The organism is Idiomarina sp. ST20R2A10 (genome assembly GCF_051842345.1).
Taxonomy (GTDB): Bacteria; Pseudomonadota; Gammaproteobacteria; order Enterobacterales; family Alteromonadaceae; genus Idiomarina; species Idiomarina loihiensis.
The window spans coordinates 615,014-634,921 of the sequence record NZ_JBNIEY010000001.1 but is presented as its reverse complement, the minus strand read 5'-3'; the positions used below and the strand labels follow the sequence as shown (position 1 = coordinate 634,921).

The window sequence follows — 19,908 nt, the reverse complement described above, 5'->3', positions numbered from 1 at the left end:
TTTAATCCCCTTATTTTGCTAATTAAGCTTTTGCCAATTCTGCTACTGCGACCTGAGAGCGGGGGCCATGCGCTAAATGCTGACAAATATCGGCTCCGGCCGCGATTAACTTGTTCAGGTCAATACCGGTTTTAATGCCCATACCATTTAACATGTAAACCACGTCTTCAGTGGCAACATTGCCACTGGCGCCTTTAGCGTATGGGCAGCCACCCAGACCAGCTACGGCTGAATCAATGGTAGCAACACCCAGTGGAAGGCAGGCTATGATATTGGCCAAAGCTTGTCCGTAGGTATTGTGAAAATGCAGCGCGAGCTTGTCCATGGGGACTTTCTCTGCAACGGCGGCAAGCATTTCCTGAGCTTTTAACGGCGTACCGACGCCTATTGTGTCGCCCAACGATACTTCATAACAGCCCATGTGATATAAGGCTTCTGCAACTTTAACCACATTTTCTACCGGAACCTCACCCTGATACGGGCAACCCAAAACGCAGGAAACATAGCCTCTGACGGGAATGCCTTTTTCTTTAGCTGCGGCAATAACTGGCTTAAAACGCTCCAGCGACTCGTCGATACTGCAGTTAATGTTCTTTTGGGCAAAAGCTTCCGACGCTGCACCGAATACCGCTACCTCGTCCATGTTGGCTGCTACTGCCGCTTCAAAGCCCTTCAAATTTGGCGTTAAACCGGCGTAAGTGACTCCCGGGCGACGTTTAATCTGCTCCATAACGGCAGTGCTGTCGGCCATTTGAGGCACCCATTTGGGGCTGACAAAGCTGGCACTTTCAATATAAGAAACGCCGGCTTCTGCCAGCGCTTCAATTAAGGCAACTTTTGCATCGACAGAAACAGCTGCTTCATTTTGCAAGCCGTCACGAGGACCAACTTCGACGATTTTTATCTGTTCTGCAATTGCCATAATTACTCCTGGTTACTTCTAATAATGTCTTATTATTCGGCTTCGCTCACTGCAAGCAGTTCATCTCCGTCGCTGACCAAATCCCCCGCGGCGAAAAAGACGTCGGTGACTTCACCTTCATGTCCAGCTTTAATGGTGTACTCCATTTTCATGGCTTCCATAATGACCAGCGGTTGATCTTTCTTGACTGTATCGCCTTTTTTGACCAGTACTTCCATGATGGTCCCGTTCATTGGGGCAACGTGACCACCATGAGCCGCTTCATCCGACAGCGTATCAGTCACGCGGTGTCGATGGAAAGTCATAGGGCCGTTATCGGTGAATACGGTAATTTGCTGGTCGTCGGCACTGACATAGCGATGATAGCGCATACTACCGGCAGTCAGAGTGAGTTTGTCGTCGGTTAAAGATGCCTGCCATTGTATGCTTTCGTCATCAACTTGCTGCAGGAACTCTCCGTTAGCGGTTTCTATTAGTGAAATGGAGTAGGTTTCTTCGCCAAATTGCAGTGGAACCGTATGTGTCGCCGCTGAGTTCATTCTAAATGCATTACCACTTTGCCATGGTGAACTGCCACGCTGTTGTTGGCGCTGACAAATATCAAACAAAGCCGCTTCCGTTGCAATTTGCTGATAATTTACCGAGCTATCGGGCAGCAGCTCTTCCTGATGTTGCTGGATAAATTCGGTTGTCAGGTTTGTTTTCACAAACTCCGGATGTGAGGCCAAACGATGCAAAAAGTCTACGTTAGTTGTTAACCCAGTTAAACGATATTCACGCAAAGCCTTTTGCAGACGCAGCAGGGCACGGGTACGATCGGTGTCCCAGACAATCAGCTTAGCTATCATTGGGTCATAGAAAGCAGATATCTCATCGCCTTCTTCAATACCGGTGTCAATGCGGATGCCGTTTTCTTCTGCAGGCGTACGTAAATGCTTAATGGTACCGGTGCAAGGTAAGAAATCGTTGTCTGGGTCTTCGGCGTAAATCCGTGCCTCAAACGCGTGACCGTTTACCTGAATGTCATTTTGCGCCAGAGGTAATGGCTGACCCGAAGCGACCAGCAACTGCCATTCGACTAAATCCTGGCCGGTGATCATCTCCGTAACCGGATGCTCAACCTGTAAGCGAGTGTTCATCTCCATAAAGTAGAACTCGCCACTTTGGTCGAACAAAAACTCAACCGTACCGGCGCCAACGTAATCTATTGCCTGGGCTGCTCGAATGGCAGCTTCGCCCATTTCGGTACGTGTTTTCTCGGTCAGTGCCGGAGCAGGAGCCTCTTCAAGCACCTTCTGGTGACGGCGTTGCACTGAACAGTCGCGCTCTGCTAGATAAACGGCGTTACCGTGTTCATCGGTAAATACCTGAATCTCTACGTGGCGAGGGTTACGAATAAAACGTTCCATCAGCATTTTATCATTGCCGAAAGAGGACTTAGCTTCGCGTTTGGCGGAATTCAGAGCGTCATCGAATTCGCCCATGTTTTCGACCACACGCATGCCTTTACCACCGCCGCCGTACGCCGCTTTCAGCAGTAACGGGAAACCCACTTTTTCAGCTTCTGCTTTTAGCGTTTTAATGTCCTGCTCGCTTCCGTGGTAACCCGGAACCAGAGGTACGCCGGCGTCCTGCATAATGGATTTAGCCGCGCTCTTCGAACCCATAGCAGCAATGGATGATACTGGCGGGCCAACAAAGATAATATCGTTAGCCTGACATTGGTCGGCAAAATCTTCGTTTTCTGAGAGAAAACCGTAACCAGGATGAATGGCTTCGGCATCAGTTTGTTTAGCGGCGGCGATAATTTTATCCGCACGCAGGTAACTGTCCGTGCTCGCTGCAGGACCAATATGTACGGCCTGATCTGCCAGCTTAACGTGGCGTGAGTTACGGTCGGCATCGGAGAATACCGCTACGGTGCGAATTCCCATTTTTTTAGCTGTGGCAATAATACGACAGGCAATTTCACCACGGTTCGCAATCAATAATGTTTTGATCATAATGAGACCTGTTGTTAACTCTGTTTAAGCCAGGCGGCGGGGCGTTTTTCAAGAAACGCACTGAGTCCTTCCTGACCTTGTTCCGACACGCGAATTTCGGCAATGGCTTTAATGGTGTGTTCACGCACGTCTTTATCAATTGGACGTGAACCAACATTGCGAATCAGTTGCTTACAGGCGTCTACCGCTTGTGGACTATTGGCTAGAAGAGCTTCTAATAACTTATTCAGTGGCTCCTCGAAATCTTCTACAACTTCGTTAACCAGACCTAGCTCCTGTGCTTTGTCGGCAAAGAAGCGCTCGGCGGTGAGCATATAGCGACGCGACTGGCGCTCGCCAATAGTACGCACAACATAAGGGCTGATAACCGCAGGAATAAGCCCAATTTTGACTTCACTCAGGCAGAAGCTGCTGCGCGGCTGCGCCAGTACAATGTCACAGCAAGCGGCCAGGCCTACGGCACCGCCGAAAGCGGCTCCCTGGACTAAAGCAATGCTGGGCTTGCTGAGCAAATCCAGACGCTCCATTAACAGCCCGAGCTCACCGGCGTCATCCACGTTTTGCTGGTAGTTTTTATCGGCCATGGAGCGCATCCATTTAAGATCCGCACCGGCAGAAAAGTTTTTACCTTCTGAGCGAAGCACCAGCACTCTCGCGCTGGCACTTTCTTCAACTTCTTTTAACGCCTGCAGCAGCTCTGCAATCATCACGTCGTCAAACGCGTTGTGAACGTCAGGCCGGTTCAATGTCAGCGTGGCAACGCCCTGGTCGTTAATATCGAGCTTGGTGTATTTTGCCATTATTAATAACCTCCGATTACATGCGGAAGACGCCGAAGCGGCTGTCTTCAATCGGTGCATTTAATGAAGCGGCAAGGCTCAATGCCAGAACTTCGCGCGTTTGTGCCGGGTCAATAATGCCATCGTCCCATAAGCGGGCTGACGCATAATAGGGGTGCCCCTGTTTATCGTACTGTTCAACAATGGGCTTTTTCAGCGCTTGTTCTTTCTCTTCACTTAAGCTTTCGCCTTTACGGGCTAAGTTGTCTTTAGTCACCTGCGCCATAACGCCGGCGGCCTGTTCACCGCCCATAACTGAGATACGGGCATTAGGCCACATGAACATCATGGTTGGGTCATAGGCGCGACCACACATGCCATAGTTACCGGCGCCGTAGCTGCCACCGATTAACACGGTAAACTTAGGTACTTTGGCACAGGAAACCGCCATCACCATTTTCGCACCATGCTTGGCAATGCCTTCGGCTTCGTATTTTTTACCTACCATAAAGCCGGTAATGTTTTGTAAGAACACCAGTGGAATTTTGCGCTGGGCGCAAAGTTCAATAAAGTGAGCGCCTTTTTGTGCAGATTCAGAGAACAAAATACCGTTGTTTGCGACAATGCCTACCGGGTAGCCGTCAATGCGGGCAAAGCCGGTCACCAATGTATTGCCATAATTGGCTTTAAATTCGTCAAAGTCTGAGTCATCGACAATGCGCGCAATCACTTCGTGTACATCATAAGGTTTACGCAAGTCAGTGCCGACAATGCCATACAGCTCTTTTGCGTCGTAACGCGGCGGTTTGGCTGGCTGGCGGTCGAGCTTAGTTGGTTCACCGCGGTTAAGGCGGGCTACTGAGCGACGCGCTAAGGCTAAAGCGTGTTCGTCGTTGTGAGCAAAATGATCCGCAACACCGGAGATGCGTGTGTGCACATCGGCACCGCCGAGCTCTTCGGCTGAGACTTCTTCACCTGTTGCTGCTTTAACTAACGGCGGACCCGCAAGGAAAATAGTGCCTTGCTCTTTCACAATAACGCTTTCATCGGCCATAGCCGGTACGTAAGCACCGCCTGCGGTACAAAGACCCATAACCACCGCAATTTGTGGAATGCCTTTGGCTGACATATTTGCCTGATTAAAGAAAATGCGACCAAAGTGTTCTTTGTCCGGGAATACTTCATCCTGACGGGGCAGATTAGCACCGCCAGAGTCCACCAGATAAATACAAGGCAGGTGGCAACGCTCGGCAATTTCCTGAGCGCGCAGGTGTTTTTTTACGGTTAGCGGGTAATAAGTACCGCCTTTAACGGTGGCGTCGTTGGCGATGATCATGCACTCAGTGCCTTCAACCTGACCAATACCGGCAACCACACCAGCAGAAGGAACGTAGTCTTCGTAACATTCCCAGGCCGCAAACTGACCTATTTCCAGAAACGGTGAACCCGCGTCCAGTAGTTTATTAATACGGTCGCGGGGCAATAACTTACCACGGGACAAATGGCGCTCCTGATACTTCGGACCGCCACCTTGATGAATTTTTGCCGCTTTTTCCTGCAGGTCGTTAACGACGGTCTGCATAGACTCGCTGTTAGCTGCAAATTGTGCATCGCGGGTGTTGATTTTACTGGATAAAATCGCCACGGCGTTGCCTCCTTATTATTTGGATTCAGTGAACAGTTCGCGGCCAATGAGCATACGGCGAATTTCTGACGTACCAGCGCCAATTTCGTATAGCTTGGCGTCACGTAGCAGGCGTCCTGTGGGGTATTCGTTAATGTAGCCGTTACCGCCCAATAACTGAATAGCGTCCAGTGCTAGCTGAGTGGCTAATTCTGCGGCGTAAAGAATTGCTCCGGCGGCATCTTTACGAGTGGTCTCGCCACGGTCGCAAGATTGAGCCACGGCGTAAACGTAGGCACGCGCCGCATTGGTGCGAGTGTACATATCAGCAACTTTGCCCTGAATTAGCTGGAATTCGCCGATCTCTTTACCGAACTGTTTACGATCATGAATATAAGGTACGCAAGTATCAAGGCAGGCCTGCATAATGCCTAAAGGGCCCGCTGCAAGAACAGCGCGCTCGTAATCAAGGCCACTCATCAACACTTTAACGCCGTCGTTAAGTTCACCCAGAATGTTTTCTTCAGGAATCTCGACATCTTCGAAGACCAGTTCACAGGTATTTGAACCACGCATACCAAGTTTGTCGAGTTTTTGCGCCTGGCTGAATCCTGGTGTGTCTTTTTCAACGATAAAGGCCGTAATGCCCCGTGAGTTCTTCTCGGGTTCGGTTTTCGCGTAAATTACGAAGACATTAGCTTCCGGACCGTTAGTGATCCACATTTTATTGCCGTTCAGAATGTACTTGTCGCCTTTCTTCTCTGCACGTAATTTCATGCTGACTACATCAGAACCGGCATTAGGTTCACTCATAGCTAAAGCGCCAACGTGTTCACCGGTGCACAGTTTCGGTAAGTATTTTTTCTTCTGTTCTTCGTTACCATTACGGTGAATTTGGTTAACACAAAGGTTTGAATGGGCACCATAACTTAAGCCAACCGAGGCAGAAGCGCGGCTAATTTCTTCCATAGCAATAACATGTTCAAGGTAGCCCATGCCGGAACCACCATATTCTTCAGCAACGGTTAAGCCAAGCAGACCCATGTCGCCAAGTTTTTGCCATAAATCGCCGGGAAATTCATTTTTTTCATCAATTTCGGCGGCGCGTGGGGCTATTTCATCACGCGCGAAGGCATTAACCTGTTCACGGATCATATCGGCTGTTTCGCCGAGACCAAAGTTAAAGGTGGTATATTGACTGATCATAACGACTCCTGAGAATGAACTTCTGAAACTGACGACTGAATATTCTCGAGCTCGTCTTGGCAACGTTGCTCCAGACCACTGAGTTCGGTCAGTAACACATTAATATCTTCCATTTGTTGTTTAAGTGAGTGTTTTTTCTCACTGACCAGCTCAAGTACCTTTTCGAGCTGGGCCGCACTGCTATTATCCGCGTCGTAAAGTTCGAACAAACGACGGGTTTCGGCCAGTGAAAAACCGAGTCGTTTGCCGCGTAGAATCAGCTTTAAACGAACCCGGTCTTTGTTGGTATATATGCGCTGCTGCCCCTGGCGCCTGGGGGAAAGCAAGCCTTCGTCCTCATAAAAACGAATGCTACGGGTGGTAATGTCAAATTCTTTTGCCAGTTCGCCAATACTGTAGGTCACTTTATTGTTCATCGGTACTTGCTTTTTGGTTGTCCTAAGATCTAAGCTTAGAGGAAGTTTACGTTAACGTAAAGTGCATTTGGAGGAAAAATGTCGAGCGATTCAATCGTTATAGTAGCGGCCAACCGTACGCCAATGGGCGGTTTTCAGGGCAGCTTAAGTGAAGTTACTGCTCCCAATTTGGGCGCAACAGCTATAAAAGCAGCGCTGAGTAACAGCGGTTTAACAGCCGATGATATTTCAGAAGTTATCATGGGCAATGTGTTACCTGCCGGCTTAGGTCAGGCGCCGGCGCGTCAGGCAATGCTGCATGCCGATTTACCTCGCTCAACAGGCGCCACAACCATTAACAAAGTATGCGGCTCTGGCTTGAAAGCTGCAATGATGGCGCACGATTTAATTAAAGCGGGCTCTGCAGACGTGGTGCTGGCCGGTGGCATGGAAAGCATGTCGAATGCACCTTACATGCTGCCAAAAGGCCGCAGCGGTTATCGTATGGGGCACGGACAAGTGCTGGATCATATGATGCTGGACGGTCTGGAAGACGCCTACGAGCATAAAGCTATGGGGTGTTACGCACAGGACACTGCTGACGAATACGGTCTGGGCCGTGAAGCAATGGATGAGTTTGCCATTCATTCACTTACCAAAGCTCAGGCTGCTATTAAAGATGGCTTTTTTAAAGACGAAATCACCCCAGTTACATACTCTACTCGTAAAGGCGACGTCACTGTCGATACTGACGAGCAACCGGGTAAAGCGCGTCTGGACAAAATTCCTCAGTTGCGTGCGGCATTTAAAAAAGACGGCACCATTACCGCGGCTAATTCCAGTTCCATTTCTGATGGCGCAGCAGCACTCATTTTAATGCGTGAAAGCGATGCAAAGGCCAAAGGCCTGCAGCCGCTGGCGCGAGTTATGGGTCACACTACGCATTCTCAGGCGCCGTCTGAATTTACCGTTGCCCCAATTGGTGCAATGAACTCTTTGCTGAGTAAGCTGGACTGGACTAAAGACGACGTCGATTTATGGGAAATTAATGAAGCCTTTGCCATGGTTACCATGCTGGCTATTCAGCAAATGAAACTGGATCCGGAGAAAGTGAATGTGCATGGCGGAGCCTGTGCTTTAGGGCATCCCATTGGCGCAAGTGGGGCGCGGTTATTGGTTACTTTGCTGCATGCACTGAAACAAAAAGGCCAGAAACGGGGCATCACCTCACTGTGTATTGGTGGTGGAGAAGCCGTTGCTCTGGCCGTAGAAATGATCTAAAGCGCTGGTTAGCGGGCGGGTTTAAGTTTGTTAACCCGTCCTGCCAGCCATACGGCAAGAAAAATAATAAGAGCACCAATGCTTAAGCGGGTATAGTCGAAAGACTGTTCCCAAAACACGACATTAACCAAAATGCCCGCGGGAATTAACGCATTGTTCATGGTGGCCAGTTGCCCGGTATTGACTCGTTTTCCGGAAAGGTTCCAACCAAGGTAACCAAGGCCGGAGGCAACAATACCGAGCCACAATAAAATGCCCCATTGAAGATTGGTGGTCGGCATTTTGGTTAAGTCGCCAAATAATAAAACACCAAGGCCGGCAACGACGCTGGCACCAAAGAAAAAGGCAGCAAATTGCTGGCTTTGTTCTAAGGTTTTACCCGTGGGTAAACGTTTATAAGCAACTTGACCGGCAGCAAAGCACGCATTGGCTGCCTGAATTAAAAAGAAGCCGGTGATGAAGTCATCGGACAAGGGTTGATAGCGAATAATGGCGGCGCCGCATACCGATACTGCAGCGGCTATCCACCATAACAGCGGCAGATGCTTGCGGTTAAGTATCAGCTCATCAATTAGCGTTATGTAGAGTGGTGTAAAGATAGTGAACAAAAGCACTTCGGCAACGCTCAAATACAAAAACGCATGATAAAGAAACAAATACATGGCGCCAATTTGTACAGCGCCAATAACGGCCAGTTTAGCTAGTTGAGGCAATTGCCCATTTTGGGGCGACAGATGACGCCAGCGGAATAAGGGCAACACTGTTATCAGTGCTAAAATCATGCGAATAAAGACAACCAGATAACCATCAACCTGGCCCGCAAGGTAAACGCCAATTAGCGAAAAACTGGCGGCCCAAAGTAAAGTAATCAGAATTAAGAGGGTCACGTAAAAGGCTCACTTAACTAAATTTAGCTCATCAATAGATGACAAAATAACACAATAAGAAGGTGAATTATGTCTAAGAAAGTGCCTCTGTATATAGATGGCGAATTTATCGCCTCGAAGTCAGAACAGTGGATACCTGTGACCAACCCTGCAACTCAGGAAGTTATTGCTCAAGTGCCAGTTGCTACTCAGAGCGAAATGGACGCGGCGGTTGAGAGTGCCCGCGAAGCTTTTAAAACCTGGAAAGAAGTGCCGGTTTCTGAGCGTGCTCGCGTAATGATGCGTTATCAGGCCTTGTTAAAAGAACATCAGGAAGAAATTGCAGAGACTCTGGCGCAAGAAACTGGTAAAACTTTTGAAGATGCCAAAGGTGATGTCTGGCGTGGTATTGAAGTGGTTGAACACGCGGCGAATATTCCTTCGTTATTAATGGGCGAGACCGTTGAAAACGTTGCCCGTAAAATTGATTCTTACAGCTACACTCAGCCATTAGGTGTTTGCGCTGGTATTACGCCGTTTAACTTTCCGGCGATGATCCCACTGTGGATGTTCCCGCTGGCCATTGCTTGTGGTAATACCTTCATTCTGAAGCCTTCCGAGCAAGATCCGTTAACGCCAACCCGTTTGGCTGAACTGTTCGAAGAAGCAGGCGCACCTAAAGGTGTGTTGCAGGTCTTGCATGGTAATAAAGATCAGGTCGATTTTCTGTTAGACCACCCCGACGTTCGTGCCTTGTCTTTTGTAGGCTCAGTGCCGGTTGCTGAATATATTTACCGCCGTGGTACTGAAAATGGTAAGCGTGTACAGGCCTTTGCCGGTGCGAAAAACCATTGCGTTATTATGCCTGACGCCAATAAACAGCAAGTCATCAACAATATGGTTGGCTCTTCTGTCGGTGCGGCGGGTCAACGTTGTATGGCGATTTCTGTCGCAGTATTTGTTGGCGCGGCAAAAGAGTGGATCCCTGAAATAGCGGAAGCTATTGCTAAGGTTCGTCCGGGCGCATGGAATGACGAAGGTGCCGCTTATGGCCCGGTTATTAGTCCACAAGCGAAAGAACGCGTTGAAGCTTTGATTACTCAGGGTGAGAAAGAAGGCGCTAAATTGCTGGTTGATGGTCGTAATTGCAAAGTTGACGGTCTGCCAAATGGTAACTGGGTTGGCCCAACAGTGTTCTCTAACGTAACGCCGGATATGGAAATCTATAAAACAGAAATTTTCGGTCCGGTATTGTGCGCCACAGAAGTGGACAGCCTTGAAGACGCTTTGGAATTGGTTAACAACAACCCTTACGGTAATGGTACTTCTATCTTTACCGCAAGTGGTGCCGCCGCGCGTAAATACCAGCACGAAGTTGAAGTGGGTCAGGTCGGTATCAACATTCCAATTCCGGTACCGCTGCCGTTCTTCTCATTTACTGGCTGGAAGCGTTCATTCTTTGGTGACCTTCACGCTTATGGTAAGCAGGGCGTTCGTTTCTACAGCGAAACTAAGACGGTAACAGCGCGTTGGTTTGAGAGCGACCTTGAAGATCCAGCAGGTCCGAACATGTCAATTAACCTGAGATAATAGGGGATAACGATGAATTTCGAATTGACAGAAGACCAGCAAGCCTTTGTGGATACAGCCAAAGCTTTTGCCGACAAAGAGCTGGCGCCTAATGCGGCTAAGTGGGACGAAGAGCACTACTTCCCCGTTGAAGTGTTCCGTAAAGCTGGTGAAATGGGCTTTATGGGCATGTATACGCCGGAAGAGGCTGGCGGCTTTGGAATGAGCCGCTTAGACTCAGCGCTCATTTTTGAGCAGTTGGCAGGAGGCTGTACCGCAACCACCGCCATGATGACGATTCATAACATGGTCACCTGGATGATTGGCTCCTTCGGCCAACAGTCTGTGATTGACCAGTGGGTACCAGAATTGGTTACCGGTGAGAAGCTTGGCTCTTACTGCCTGACCGAACCAGGCTCTGGTTCAGACGCTGCCAGCTTGCGTACCAGTGCGAAAAAAGACGGCGACGAGTACGTCTTAAATGGCTCTAAAATGTTCATCTCCGGTGCCGGTGAAACTGACGTTTTAGTGGTTATGGCTCGTACTGGCGAAGACGGACCTAAAGGCATTTCTGCCTTTGCTGTACCGGCGGACGCCAAAGGAGTTATTTACGGTAAAGCCGAAGATAAAATGGGCTGGAACGCCCAGCCAACCCGCTTAGTGACCTTTGAAGACGTTCGCATTCCGGCAGAAAACCTGCTGGGTAAAGAAGGCGAAGGCTTTAAGTTTGCCATGATGGGCTTAGACGGCGGACGCATTAACATTGCGGTATGTTCTGTGGGTACTGCGCAGGCGGCATTAAATACTGCCAAAGCTTATATGCAGGAACGTACGCAATTTGGTAAGCCCCTCGCGGCTTTTCAGGCGCTACAGTTTAAGTTAGCCGATATGGCGACTGAGCTGGTTGCAGCCCGTCAAATGGTGCGTCTGGCAGCCAGTAAAGTCGATAACAACGATGCTGATAAAACTACCTATTGTGCTATGGCAAAACAGTTTGCGACCGATGTTGGTTTTAAAGTGTGTAACGACGCACTGCAGCTGCACGGTGGTTATGGCTACATTAAAGAGTATCCGTTAGAGCGCCATGTGCGTGATGTTCGTGTGCACCAGATCCTGGAAGGCACAAACGAAGTTATGCGCATGATTATTGGACGTCGCATTCTGGCTGATAACGATCGCGAAATCTTGTAAGGAGATTCCATGCAAGACGTTGTACTTTTTGAAGAACTGAACGCCGGTGACAAAGTCATCGGCGTTGCTACGTTAAATTCCGAGAAATCATTGAATGCCCTAAGCCTGGCAATGGCTGAAAAGCTGTTACCGCAGCTGAAAAAATGGGCAGAAGATGACAAAGTTGCTTGTGTCTGGTTACAGGGTGCCGGTGAAAAAGCATTCTGTGCCGGTGGTGACATTGTGGCTATGTATAAAGCCATGCAGGCAGAGCCGGGCAAATTAGTGGAAGAAGTCGAAAACTTCTTCACCCAGGAATATCAACTGGACTACTTTATTCAGACCTTCCCTAAACCTCTTATTTGCTGGGGTGACGGCATTGTGATGGGCGGCGGTATGGGGCTAATGAATGGCGCCAGCCACCGTATTGTGACCGAACGTTCGTTACTGGCTATGCCAGAAGTGACTATTGGTTTGTACCCGGATGTTGGTGCGACCTACTTCCTTAATCGCATGCCACGAGGTTGCGGTTTGTTCTTAGGTATTACCGGCGCAACGATGAATGCGAACGATGCACTGTATCTGAACCTGGCCGATCACTTTGTTGGGCATGAGAGCAAAGAAAGCATTCTGAATAAGCTGAAAGAAGTTCAATGGGGCAATACCGAGGCTCTGAACAAACAAAAAGTGACGGACTTACTGAGTGACGTGGCAAGTAGTGACCCAACAGCATTACCCACGCCTCAGGTAGAACCACATCAGAAGCTAATAATAGAGCTGACAACGGGCAATGATATTGGTGAAATTGTTGAACGTATTGTCAGTGACGAAACCGATGATAAATGGCTGGCGCGGGCGCGTAAGAACCTGGCCAATGGTTGTCCGTTTACATCGCACCTGGTCTGGAACCAGTTGCAGCAAGGCTCTGACTTGTCTTTGGCTGACTGTTTCCGTTTAGAGCTAACCTTGTCCTGTAACTGTGCAGTTCGTGGTGACTTTGTGGAAGGTATTCGGGCACTGCTGATTGATAAAGATAAGAATCCACAATGGCAGCATAGCTCGGTAGCCGAAGTACCAGCGGAAGAGGTTGATGCATTCTTTTTACCGCCCTGGGGCGAGCGAACGCATCCATTAGCCGATCTTGATAAATAAAACGAATTAACAAGAAGGAGTGCCTTTATGGCAACCGTAGGATTTATTGGACTGGGTAACATGGGTGGCCCAATGGCCAGCAATCTGGCAAAAGCCGGCCACAAGGTTAAGGCTTTTGACTTATCTGAGGAAGCACTTAAAGCGATAGTTGCTGACGGTGCACAGGCTGCGAAAACAGCAGCTGAAGCCATCGACGGAGCTGAATTTGTGGTGTCTATGCTGCCTGCAGACCGTCACGTAAAAGGCGTTTACCTTGGTGACGACGGCCTAATCAACAAGCTGAATAAAGATCAGCTCGTTATTGATTGCAGTACCATTTCTTCTGAAACCGCTATGTATGTGGGTGAACAGTTAGAGAAAGCTGGTATTGCCTTTATCGACGCTCCTGTTTCTGGTGGTGTTGGTGGCGCGAAAGCGGGTACCTTAACCTTTATTTGCGGTGGTACAGAAACTAACGTTGACCGGGCTCGTAGCGTGCTTAACGACATGGGCAAAAATGTTTTCCGCGCCGGTGATGTCGGTGCCGGACAGATTGCAAAAATCTGTAATAACATGTTGTTGTCAGTATTAATGGTGGGTACTTCTGAAGCTCTGCAATTAGGTAAGGCTAACGGGTTGGACCCGAAAGTTTTATCGGAAATTATGCTGGCAAGCTCGGGTAGTAATTGGACATTACAGGTATATAATCCGTGCCCAGGGGTAATGGACAACGTGCCTTCAAGTAACGACTACCAAGGCGGCTTTCTGGTTGACTTAATGGCTAAAGATTTAGGTCTGGCGCAACAAACCGCATTAGAAAGTGGTGCCGCAACGCCTATGGGATCACTGACTCGCAACCTTTACCACAGCTGGTCTGAGCAAGGCCATGGTCGCCAGGACTTTTCCAGTATTTTTAATTATGTGGCACCTAAGTCACAGAAGTAACCTAAGAATTGGGGAAACACATGCAAATTAAAGACAGTGTCATTGTTATTACCGGTGGTGCTCAGGGGCTGGGCCTTGCGATGGCTGAAGATTTCGCCAGACAAGGTGCCAAACTTGCGCTTATTGATATTAACGGCGACGTATTAGGTGAAGCTCAGGAGCAATGCGAAAAGCTGGGCGCAGCCAAAGTGGTTGGTTATGAAGTTGATATCACCGACGAAGAGTCGGTAGAAACCGTATTTGAGCAAATTCAGCAAGAGTTTGATGGCATTGATGTGCTGGTGAACAACGCAGGCCTATTGCGTGACGGCTTGCTGATCAAATTCAAAGACGGCGAACTGAAACAGAAAATGCCTTTACAACAGTTCCAGTCGGTACTGGATGTGAATCTCACCGGTACCTTCTTATGCGGCCGTGAAGCCGCGGCACAGATGGTAAAAGCCGGCAAGAAAGGCGTTATCATCAATATTTCCAGCGTCGCGCGTGCTGGTAATATGGGACAGACTAACTATTCCGCAACCAAAGCCGGTGTGGTTGCTATGACGGTGACCTGGGCTCGCGAACTGGGTCGTTACGGCATTCGCTGCGGTGCCATTGCGCCGGGCTTTATTGAAACTCCAATGACGGCACAGATGAAACCTGAAGCTGTTGATCGCGCGTTGTCTATGGTTCCGCTAAAACGCTGGGGCCAGCCTAATGAAATTGCCCACAGTGCGCGCTACATTATTGAAAATGACTTCTTCAGCGGCCGTGTGGTCGAAATTGACGGCGGCGTTCGGTTGTAAGTCACATTAGATAAAGTAATGATGAATAGCCGAACTAAGGGCGTCTCTGTTATAGTGGTGGTTATCTACTAAACAGAGACGCTTTTTAGTTAATGGCATGCGGAAATTACCTCCCTTAAACGCGCTTAAATCATTTGAAGTGGCAGCGCGTCACCTCAGTTTTACCAAAGCAGCCGAAGAGTTATTTGTGACCCAGGCGGCCGTCAGTCACCAGGTAAAAGCGTTAGAAGACTTTCTTGAGCTTAAGCTTTTTATTCGACGTAACCGCTCGCTGTTACTGACCGAAGAAGGGCAGGAATACTACTTAGAATTACGGGATATTTTTGAGCAACTGGCGCAGGCTACCGATAAACTTCGGCTAGTGTCTGAGCGTGGGGCTTTGACCGTGTCGGTTCCTCCAAGTTTCGCTATTTTATGGTTTGTTCCCCGGCTCAGTAGTTTTCGCGAAGAACACCCGGATATGGATATACGAATTAAAGCCGTGGATGAAATTAGTGGTTCGTTAACCGACGACGTGGACGTTGCTATTTATTATGGCGACGGGCGTTGGCCCGGGGTAAAAGCATACCAATTGCATGAAGAATACTTATGGCCGGTTTGTTCGCCGTTGTTACTGAACAAAGCGAATATCAAAGAGCCGATAGATTTATTCAAGCAAACTTTGCTGCACGACGAAACCCGTAATGCCTGGAAGGACTGGTTTCAGTTGGTGGGATTACCTCAGTATAAAGGCGATAACGGACCGGTATTCAGTCATTCGAGCCTGGCTTTACAGGCGGCGGTCCACGGGCAGGGCATTGCATTAGCCAATAATGTGCTGGTGAAGTCTGAAATTGACAGTGGCCACCTGGTTCGTATTTTCCCTCAGGCTTTGCAGCGGAATAAAGCGTTTTATCTGGTTTGTCGTGACAATCAGGCGGAGATAGGTAAAATCGCGACCTTCCGTCAGTGGTTGCTAAACTTGGTTCAAAAAGAAGAGCAAGAGTTTAATCAATAATGCGTTATCAACAACAGAACCCGGAAGGAGCCTTCCGCATCGTGTTTTTGCACGGTTCAGGAGGTGGTCCCGACACAGCTTTTATGGATTTCTTTGCGGAGCAGGGCATAGCGCTTGGCGCAGAGCTTGTCCGTCCGGACTTTCCGTATTGGGAAAAGGTTCGTGAAACTGGTAAGCCACGGCCGCCGAATAAAATGCAGGCATTGTTCGATGCGATTGATGAACTACTGATCGAATTACAGCAAGATAATAAGCCGTTAGTTTTGATGGGGAAGTCATTAGGAAGCCGGGTGATGTTGCGTTTAGCCGATAAATCCGGCGCGAAAGCAGTAATTGCTTTGGGGTTTCCGTTCCATCCGCCGCAAAAACCTGAGAAGTCACGCCTTGAAGAATTAGAAATGACGCAGGCGCCCGGTCTTATTTTGCAGGGAACACGGGACCCGTTCAGTAAACCGCTTTTAAAAAGAGCGGAGCAGGGGCAAAGCGTGGAGTTGCCGCATAACTGGCAGTTGCAGTGGCTAGAGGGTGCCGATCACGGTTTTGCCGCCACAAAAGCCAAAGCGGAGAATACGCCTAAGCTTTGGCAACAGGCCGCAGATGCCATTAAGGAGTTTATTCAATGAGTCAGATATTTTTAATTGTGGCCGCCATTTTAGGCGGTACCGGCGTTATGTTGGGCGCTTTTGCTTCGCACGGTTTAAAATCGAAATTAAGCGAGAGTTTGCTGAGCGCTTTTGAGACCGGAGTCACTTATCAATTTTATCACGCGTTGGCACTGTTTGTTTTAGCGCTTTGGTTAAAGCAGTCACAGTCAGTCTGGTTTGTTGCCAGTGGTTATTTGTGGCTGGCTGGCGTGGTTTTATTTTCCGGCAGTTTGTATGCCTTAGCACTTACCGGTGTTAAATGGTTTGGGCCTATAACGCCTATTGGCGGGTTATTATTTATTGCTGGCTGGGTCAGTTTATTAGTTGGCGCAATAAAGTTAGGAGCAGGTAGTTAATGAGTGAGATTGTTAACGGCAGAGGTAGTGGCATTGTATTGCTGTGTCGTGCTGGGTTCGAAGGTGATTGCGCGGCCGAAATTCAGGATAAAACCGCGGAACTGGGTGTTTATGGTTATTGCCAGACACAACCCGAGCAAGCTTACGTTACCTATCATTGTCAGCACGAAGAAGCAGAGCATATTGCCCGTAAACTGACGCTGAAAGACCTGGTCTTTGCGCGCGAAATGTTTGCCTTACTGGGGTCTGTTAAAGTGGCTGGTATTGAAGACCGTGCCAGCGAAGTCATAAAGGTATTAAAACCTCACCAGGAAACCTTCGGTTTAGCCGGTGAGTTACGGGTGGGAACTCCAGATACTAATGAAGCTAACCAGCTATCCAAATTCTGCCGAAAATTCAGCGTGCCGCTGCGTCAGGCGTTGCGTAAAGAAGATCTTTTAAGTAATAAGCCGCTAGCTAAACGACCGATGCTGCATGTGTTATTCGTCAACCCGGCGCATGCCTTGGTGGGCTATTCATACAGCTATAACCAAACCTTACACAACGGTGGTATTGTGCGTTTGCGTATGCCAAAAGAGGCACCAAGCCGTTCAACGTTAAAACTGGATGAAGCCTTTCAGGTATTTGTACCTGAAAACGAACATGAAAAACGTGTTCACTCGGGCATGAAGGCGGTAGATCTTGGTGCAGCGCCGGGAGGCTGGACTTATCAGCTGGTTCGCCGCGGTATGATGGTGCAAGCGGTTGATAACGGCCCGATGGCTGAGTCCTTAATGGAAACCGGGCAGGTTAAGCACATTCAGGAAGACGGCTTTAAATTTCGTCCGAAACGCAAAAATGTTACCTGGCTGGTGTGCGATATGGTTGAAAAACCCGCACGTGTCGGCGAGCTGATGACCAGTTGGTTACTCGAAGGTGACTGTGAAGAAGCCATCTTTAATCTTAAGCTACCAATGCGTCAGCGCTATGCTGCTGTTAAAGGCTACCTGGATCAGATTAAAGAACAGCTACAAACCGAGGGGACTAAGCCGTTTGAAATTCAGGCCAAGCACCTTTACCACGACCGTGAAGAAATTACCGTACACTTGCGCTGGCTGCCCCGCAGCTAGCTTTAATGGCATAGCCTGAGTTCATTCATGGCTATGCCTGTACTTCCTGTCATACTCTCAATATCTCTGCTTTTCACTAAGACTTTAAGTACAATTGAATAATATCCTTTAACTCCTGATGTCCTATGTAAGAATGAGCTAAGTTCCCGCCTTCAACTCTTAAATTACTGTCTATACTCCGTCACTTACTGGATGACTTTTTCAGTGAATAAATATATGTAATATACTTTTGAAAGTATATACTTTTAAGTGTATATTTTAGAGGTAAACCATGGATTGGGTAATTTTAGTTACGGATGACTACGAAGACTGGTTTTTTACGCTTAATGATGCAGAGCAAGTCGATGTTCAGGCGATGATAGATGTACTGGAAATTAAAGGTCCTGGCTTGGGAAGGCCGCAAGCTGATACTTTAAAAGGAACAAAAGCCTTGAAGAACCTGAAAGAGCTCCGGATTCAACATGACGGGAAGCCATTTAGAGTGTTCTACGCATTTGATCCTAAAAGACAGGCAGTTTTGTTATGTGGCGGGCGTAAAGATGGAAGTAGGGATAAAGCCTTTTATAAACGAATGATCCCGTTAGCTGAAAAGTTGTTTCTGGATTATTTGAAAACTGATAGTAGCTAGAGATTAAGGGTGGTTATGGCAAAGTCATTGCACGAGATGAAAAAGAAAATTAAGCCAGAAGTACAAGCCGCTGCGAGAGCTAAAGCGGTTGGTATCATTGCGGAAATGACTCTGGCGGAAGTACGAAAAGCGCGGGGGTTTAACCAGTCTGTTGTTGCTAAAAAGCTTAACCTTGCTCAATCTAATATATCTCAGGTCGAGACACGGCCTGATGCTCTGCTAAGTACATTGAAACATTACGTTGAAGCTTTAGGGGGAACACTGGAGTTACACGCTAAGTTCCCAGATGGCCAGAACGTTGAGATAAATCAGTTTAAGTAAATAAGTTAGTCTGACTATACTATTAGACCAGCTTTCCCAATTCGGGAAAACTGGCTGCTGTTAATTCAGGCTGGCCTTGTAAGCTGAGTCTTGTTAAAGACGCTCAATAACTGCCTGAGTAAAATCAGTGGTACCGTGCGAACCGCCTAAATCACGAGTGGTACGGTCACCACTGGAAATCACGTCTTCTAGTGCTTTGGTGATTTTTTCGGCTTGCTCTTGCATGCCCAAGTATTCCAGCATCTGAATTGACGCTAAGATAACTGAGGTTGGGTTTGCCAGGTTTTTACCGGCAATATCCGGGGCTGAGCCGTGTACAGCTTCGAAAATGGCGCAGTCTTTACCAATGTTAGCGCCGGGTGCCATACCTAAGCCGCCGACCAAACCTGCGCACAGGTCTGACAGAATATCGCCAAACAGGTTGGTGGTAACAATAACGTCAAACTCTTCAGGGTTCATAACTAAGCGCATGCAGGCCGCATCAACAATCATTTCTGTTGATTCAATGTCCGGATACTCTTCCGCAATTTCACGCGCTACTTTTAAGAATAGACCAGAAGTGGACTTCAGAATATTGGCTTTATGCACTGCGGTGACTTTCTTACGGCCTTCGCGGCGTGCGGTTTCATAGGCGAAACGGACAATCCGCTCAGCGCCTTCACGGGTAATTTTGCTGACTGCTTCTGCTTCATTACCGTCTTCAGACACTTTTTGGCCTAAGCCGGAATACATACCTTCGGTATTTTCACGAATGGTAATAATATCAATGTTTTCGTAGCGCGCTTGGGTGCCGGTAAAAGACAAAACAGGGCGTACGTTAGCATATAGCGAAAAATGTTTACGCAGGCTGACATTAATAGAGGTGAAGCCTTCGCCAACCGGAGTAGTCAGTGGACCTTTTAATGTAACACCGTTACGTTCAATCGCATCAAGAGTATTTTGAGGTAATAACTCTCCGGTTTTTTCCAAAGCAGTCAGACCAGCGTCGACGTATTCATATTCAAAGTCACAACCTGCTTTATCAAGAATGGCTGTTGCAGACTCGACAATATCCGGGCCGATGCCGTCACCTGGAATAACTGTGATAGTTCTACTCATGAATTGATTCCTTTAAACCGTGTTACAACAAAAACAGGAACGGTAATTCTACCATTGCCGCGCTAATACTGACTAGCAA

Annotated in this window: 20 protein-coding genes; 12 read left to right on the top strand and 8 right to left on the bottom strand. The window is 48.3% G+C overall.

The window, feature by feature from the left end; genetic code table 11:
- Positions 1-22 precede the first annotated feature (22 nt).
- The 6 genes from ACP7H9_RS03125 to ACP7H9_RS03100 are packed head-to-tail and all read right to left on the bottom strand — an operon-like array spanning position 23 to position 6,950.
- Positions 23-922: a hydroxymethylglutaryl-CoA lyase gene (locus ACP7H9_RS03125; RefSeq protein WP_110012556.1), complete on the bottom strand. Its 900-nt coding sequence runs from the start codon at positions 920-922 to the stop codon at positions 23-25.
- 32 nt (positions 923-954) lie between these two features.
- The gene (locus ACP7H9_RS03120; protein ID WP_414018468.1) at positions 955-2,925 is read right to left on the bottom strand and encodes an acetyl/propionyl/methylcrotonyl-CoA carboxylase subunit alpha; all 1,971 of its coding nucleotides are present in this window, start codon (positions 2,923-2,925) and stop codon (positions 955-957) included.
- Positions 2,926-2,939: 14 nt separating this feature from the next.
- The gene (locus tag ACP7H9_RS03115) at positions 2,940-3,725 is read right to left on the bottom strand and encodes an enoyl-CoA hydratase-related protein (protein ID WP_110012554.1); all 786 of its coding nucleotides are present in this window, start codon (positions 3,723-3,725) and stop codon (positions 2,940-2,942) included.
- Between the two features lie 16 nt (positions 3,726-3,741).
- Positions 3,742-5,349: a carboxyl transferase domain-containing protein gene (locus ACP7H9_RS03110; protein ID WP_011234126.1), complete on the bottom strand. Its 1,608-nt coding sequence runs from the start codon at positions 5,347-5,349 to the stop codon at positions 3,742-3,744.
- A gap of 15 nt (positions 5,350-5,364) precedes the next feature.
- Positions 5,365-6,534: an isovaleryl-CoA dehydrogenase gene (locus ACP7H9_RS03105; protein WP_110012553.1), complete on the bottom strand. Its 1,170-nt coding sequence runs from the start codon at positions 6,532-6,534 to the stop codon at positions 5,365-5,367.
- Positions 6,531-6,950, bottom strand: coding sequence for a MerR family transcriptional regulator (locus ACP7H9_RS03100; RefSeq protein WP_011234124.1), 420 nt, complete (start codon positions 6,948-6,950; stop codon positions 6,531-6,533). Before ACP7H9_RS03100 ends, ACP7H9_RS03105 begins: the two co-directional genes overlap by 4 nt.
- Positions 6,951-7,028: 78 nt before the next feature.
- Here ACP7H9_RS03100 and ACP7H9_RS03095 point away from each other — a divergent pair, with 78 nt between their 5' ends.
- Positions 7,029-8,210, top strand: coding sequence for an acetyl-CoA C-acyltransferase (locus ACP7H9_RS03095; RefSeq protein WP_034820373.1), 1,182 nt, complete (start codon positions 7,029-7,031; stop codon positions 8,208-8,210).
- 8 nt (positions 8,211-8,218) lie between these two features.
- On the opposite strand, the gene ACP7H9_RS03090 is transcribed toward ACP7H9_RS03095, so the two are convergent.
- Complete coding sequence (locus ACP7H9_RS03090; RefSeq protein WP_114981497.1) at positions 8,219-9,097, bottom strand: EamA family transporter; 879 nt, start codon at positions 9,095-9,097, stop codon at positions 8,219-8,221.
- Between the two features lie 69 nt (positions 9,098-9,166).
- On the opposite strand from ACP7H9_RS03090, the gene ACP7H9_RS03085 reads away from it, so the two are divergent.
- The 11 genes from ACP7H9_RS03085 (at position 9,167) to ACP7H9_RS03035 (ending at position 18,731) form a co-directional block, all read left to right on the top strand.
- Positions 9,167-10,666 carry a CoA-acylating methylmalonate-semialdehyde dehydrogenase gene (locus ACP7H9_RS03085; RefSeq protein WP_110012550.1) on the top strand — a complete coding sequence of 500 codons (1,500 nt, stop codon included), beginning with the start codon at positions 9,167-9,169 and terminating at the stop codon, positions 10,664-10,666.
- Positions 10,667-10,678: 12 nt separating this feature from the next.
- Positions 10,679-11,836 carry an acyl-CoA dehydrogenase family protein gene (locus ACP7H9_RS03080; protein WP_110012549.1) on the top strand — a complete coding sequence of 386 codons (1,158 nt, stop codon included), beginning with the start codon at positions 10,679-10,681 and terminating at the stop codon, positions 11,834-11,836.
- A gap of 9 nt (positions 11,837-11,845) precedes the next feature.
- Positions 11,846-12,967 (top strand): enoyl-CoA hydratase/isomerase family protein, encoded by a 1,122-nt coding sequence (locus tag ACP7H9_RS03075; RefSeq protein WP_114981496.1) that lies wholly within the window; start codon positions 11,846-11,848, stop codon positions 12,965-12,967.
- 27 nt (positions 12,968-12,994) lie between these two features.
- A complete protein-coding gene (mmsB, locus tag ACP7H9_RS03070) occupies positions 12,995-13,891 on the top strand; it encodes a 3-hydroxyisobutyrate dehydrogenase (RefSeq protein WP_011234118.1) in 897 nt (298 codons plus the stop codon).
- A 20-nt stretch (positions 13,892-13,911) separates the two neighbouring features.
- Positions 13,912-14,676, top strand: a complete 765-nt coding sequence (locus tag ACP7H9_RS03065; RefSeq protein WP_011234117.1) for an SDR family oxidoreductase — start codon at positions 13,912-13,914, stop codon at positions 14,674-14,676.
- Between the two features lie 97 nt (positions 14,677-14,773).
- The gene (locus ACP7H9_RS03060; RefSeq protein WP_011234116.1) at positions 14,774-15,673 is read left to right on the top strand and encodes a transcriptional regulator GcvA; all 900 of its coding nucleotides are present in this window, start codon (positions 14,774-14,776) and stop codon (positions 15,671-15,673) included.
- Positions 15,673-16,296 (top strand): alpha/beta fold hydrolase, encoded by a 624-nt coding sequence (locus ACP7H9_RS03055; RefSeq protein WP_114981494.1) that lies wholly within the window; start codon positions 15,673-15,675, stop codon positions 16,294-16,296. The genes ACP7H9_RS03060 and ACP7H9_RS03055 overlap by 1 nt, the downstream gene beginning before the upstream one ends.
- The gene (locus ACP7H9_RS03050; protein ID WP_114981492.1) at positions 16,293-16,673 is read left to right on the top strand and encodes a DUF423 domain-containing protein; all 381 of its coding nucleotides are present in this window, start codon (positions 16,293-16,295) and stop codon (positions 16,671-16,673) included. The genes ACP7H9_RS03055 and ACP7H9_RS03050 overlap by 4 nt, the downstream gene beginning before the upstream one ends.
- Positions 16,673-17,782 (top strand): 23S rRNA (cytidine(2498)-2'-O)-methyltransferase RlmM, encoded by a 1,110-nt coding sequence (gene rlmM, locus ACP7H9_RS03045; RefSeq protein WP_114981491.1) that lies wholly within the window; start codon positions 16,673-16,675, stop codon positions 17,780-17,782. The genes ACP7H9_RS03050 and rlmM overlap by 1 nt, the downstream gene beginning before the upstream one ends.
- A gap of 271 nt (positions 17,783-18,053) precedes the next feature.
- The gene (locus tag ACP7H9_RS03040) at positions 18,054-18,410 is read left to right on the top strand and encodes a type II toxin-antitoxin system RelE/ParE family toxin (protein ID WP_114981490.1); all 357 of its coding nucleotides are present in this window, start codon (positions 18,054-18,056) and stop codon (positions 18,408-18,410) included.
- Positions 18,411-18,425: 15 nt separating this feature from the next.
- A complete protein-coding gene (locus tag ACP7H9_RS03035; RefSeq protein ID WP_114981489.1) occupies positions 18,426-18,731 on the top strand; it encodes a helix-turn-helix domain-containing protein in 306 nt (101 codons plus the stop codon).
- A 93-nt stretch (positions 18,732-18,824) separates the two neighbouring features.
- Here ACP7H9_RS03035 and ACP7H9_RS03030 read toward each other — a convergent pair whose 3' ends face one another.
- On the bottom strand, positions 18,825-19,829 hold the full coding sequence (locus tag ACP7H9_RS03030) for an isocitrate dehydrogenase (RefSeq protein WP_011234112.1): 1,005 nt from the start codon (positions 19,827-19,829) through the stop codon (positions 18,825-18,827).
- Between the last annotated feature and the right edge of the window lie 79 nt (positions 19,830-19,908).